General features: G+C 51.0%; 3 protein-coding genes and 1 pseudogene. 3 read left to right on the forward strand and 1 reads right to left on the reverse strand.

Annotated elements, in window-relative coordinates; translation table 11 throughout:
- On the forward strand, positions 1-342 hold a 342-nt coding region (locus VIN66_RS16260; RefSeq protein WP_331924955.1), incomplete at its 5' end, for a CoA pyrophosphatase.
- Positions 343-459: 117 nt separating this feature from the next.
- The gene (locus tag VIN66_RS16265) at positions 460-1,842 is read left to right on the forward strand and encodes an L-serine ammonia-lyase (RefSeq protein ID WP_331924956.1); all 1,383 of its coding nucleotides are present in this window, start codon (positions 460-462) and stop codon (positions 1,840-1,842) included.
- A gap of 45 nt (positions 1,843-1,887) precedes the next feature.
- On the opposite strand, the gene VIN66_RS16270 is transcribed toward VIN66_RS16265, so the two are convergent.
- Positions 1,888-2,178 (reverse strand): high-potential iron-sulfur protein, encoded by a 291-nt coding sequence (locus tag VIN66_RS16270; RefSeq protein ID WP_134055454.1) that lies wholly within the window; start codon positions 2,176-2,178, stop codon positions 1,888-1,890.
- A gap of 304 nt (positions 2,179-2,482) precedes the next feature.
- Between VIN66_RS16270 and VIN66_RS16275 the strand changes: the two are divergent.
- Positions 2,483-2,696 (forward strand): annotated as a pseudogene (locus VIN66_RS16275) (hypothetical protein); the annotation flags it as partial.

Genomic DNA, 2,696 nt, shown 5'->3' on the forward strand with positions numbered 1-2,696 from the left:
AGCATAGCCGCGCTTCGTGAAGCAGAAGAGGAAATTGGCCTTCCCCCCACCGCCGTTGAACTGCTTGGCACCTTACCGCTACAACCGACCAGCACAGGTTTTGCCATTGAACCCTGGGTAGGGCTGCTACAACCACAGCAAAGCTGGATCCTGCAGGCAGACGAAGTCGCTGGTATTTTTGAAGTGCCGCTAAATCACTTTTTACAACAGGAAAACCGCCATCAGTTCAGCCTGCCGCTGCGCGGTAAAGTGCAGCAACTGCATGCAATGCCGTATCAGGATAAGTTTATCTGGGGCGCCACTGCGGCCATACTGCACCGGCTCTGTTTGCAGCTAGCCTGACTACCTATTAGTTTTTCTCATCCGTAATAAGCGCTGACCAGTTACCAACTGACTTACAGAACAGCACTGCTTGGGCTACAATGGTGCAACTTTGATAGCGACGAACCAGAATAAATTATGATTATCAGTGCTTTTGACATGTTCAGTATCGGTATCGGGCCGTCAAGCTCGCATACTGTTGGCCCGATGCGGGCGGCGAAAAAATTTACCGACGATTTAGCCGATGGCGGCCAGCTGGAAAAGGTAGCCAGTATTAAAGTGGAATTGTACGGATCGTTGGGCCAGACCGGTGTCGGCCACGGCACCGGCAAAGCCGTTATTCTGGGCCTTGCCGGTTATCTGCCGGAAACAGTAGACCCTGACGCCGTACCGGGTTTATTGAAGCAGGTACACGACGAGCAGCAAATCCGCCTTGCTAAAGTACAACCGGTTAGCTTTGCCCGCGAAGGTGCTATCGTATTTCACCGGCGCAAAACGTTAAAAGAACACTCCAACGGCATGGAACTGATTGCGCTGGATAAAGACAAAAACGTTGTCCTGAGCGATGTGTACTTCTCTATTGGTGGCGGTTTTATTGTCAAAGCAGAAGATTTCGCCAAAGAAAAAGAAGCTGCCAGCCAGTTTGCTGCTGATAACCCGCCGCCATTCCCGTTTGAGTCAGGTGCAGAGCTTCTGACACTGTGCAAAGAAAACGGCCTGTCGATTGCCGGTTTAATGCTGGAAAACGAGAAAGTATTACGCAGCCCGGCGCAAATTACCGATGAGCTGAACAACATCTGGCTGACGATGCGTGCCTGTATTGAACGCGGCATCAAAACCGAAGGCATATTGCCAGGTGGTTTAAAAGTAAAACGCCGTGCACCGGCACTGTATAAAAAACTGATGGCAGAAAAGAGTGCCGACCCGCTGCAGGTGATGGACTGGGTAAACCTGTTTGCGCTGGCAGTAAACGAAGAAAATGCTGCCGGTGGCCGCGTGGTGACGGCCCCAACTAACGGTGCTGCCGGTATTATCCCGGCGGTGCTAATGTACTACGACAAATTTATTCAGCCGGTAACACCGGATATTGCCGTGCAGTACCTGTTAACCGCAGCGGCGATTGGCATTTTGTATAAGAAAAATGCTTCTATCTCGGGCGCTGAAGTTGGCTGTCAGGGCGAGGTGGGTGTAGCCTGCTCTATGGCAGCAGCGGCACTGACTGAAATACTGGGCGGCACGCCGTCTCACGTTGAAAACGCGGCCGAAATTGGTATGGAACATAACCTTGGTTTGACCTGTGACCCTGTCGGTGGTTTAGTTCAGGTGCCCTGTATTGAACGCAATGCCATGGGCTCAGTTAAAGCAATTAACGCATCCAGGCTGGCGCTGCGTGGCAGCGGTGATCACAAAGTATCGCTGGATAAGGTGATTAAAACCATGTGGGATACCGGTAAAGATATGCAAACCAAGTATAAGGAAACCTCGCGCGGCGGGTTAGCGGTTAACATTATCGAGTGTTAAATCTCGTTGTACGTCAGGCCCGTTAAGCGGGCCTGACGGTAAAGTTTAGCCCGGCTTTTTGGCCCAGGCTGCACACCAGCCCTCACTACTGACCAGTTTGCCCGGGAAAATACCGCAAGGACGCCAGGCATCACCTGCACTGCCCTGCGCCAGCGCGCAGCCAGCACATTGCTGCCCGTCTTTAGTTGATTTATGCACATATTGTAGTGCCTTAGCCTGCGGATCCTCGGGGTCAACGTGCTCTGCAGCCATAGCTTTCAGGCTTGTACCACCTATACTAAGCCCTACCACACCGCCTGCGGTCAATTTTAAAAAGCGTCTTCTGCTGTTTGTCATAAGTTGTGCCTCTGATCTGATTTGTCTTGTCATCGTCTGCGTGTCATCTATTGTGCACGTAGTTATTAATATAGCACCGCTGCCTGGTGTGCACAGCGAACTGCATCATAGCGCCTGCATTAACAGCATTCTTTGATAAGAAACAACATTGCGCCTGCTCAGGCTTAAATAATACGCGCGCCAGCCTGCGGCGGATTAGCCGGCAACCATTAAACCTGTCGCCTGCGGCGCTAAACCGATAACGGTTTAAATTGTCATTTTTGACTGGCAGAATAGGTTTACTTGCCAGATATGTAGAAGACTCATGAAATCAATACTCTGTATAACGGTGGTTTTGCTTGCTGCCAACGTTACCGCTGCTGAACATCCGACTGCGGGCAAATGGATCACCGATTTGCAAGGCCAGACACTGAACGACCCACAAAGCTCGGGCTTTACCTGGCGCCATGATGAAATTATTCATCTGGGTGACAATAGTGCTGCGGTAGAAATGCGGAATAAGTTACTCCGTATAAACC

Origin of the sequence: Rheinheimera sp. (assembly GCF_036568245.1) — a bacterium.
Lineage (GTDB): Bacteria > Pseudomonadota > Gammaproteobacteria > Enterobacterales > Alteromonadaceae > Alishewanella.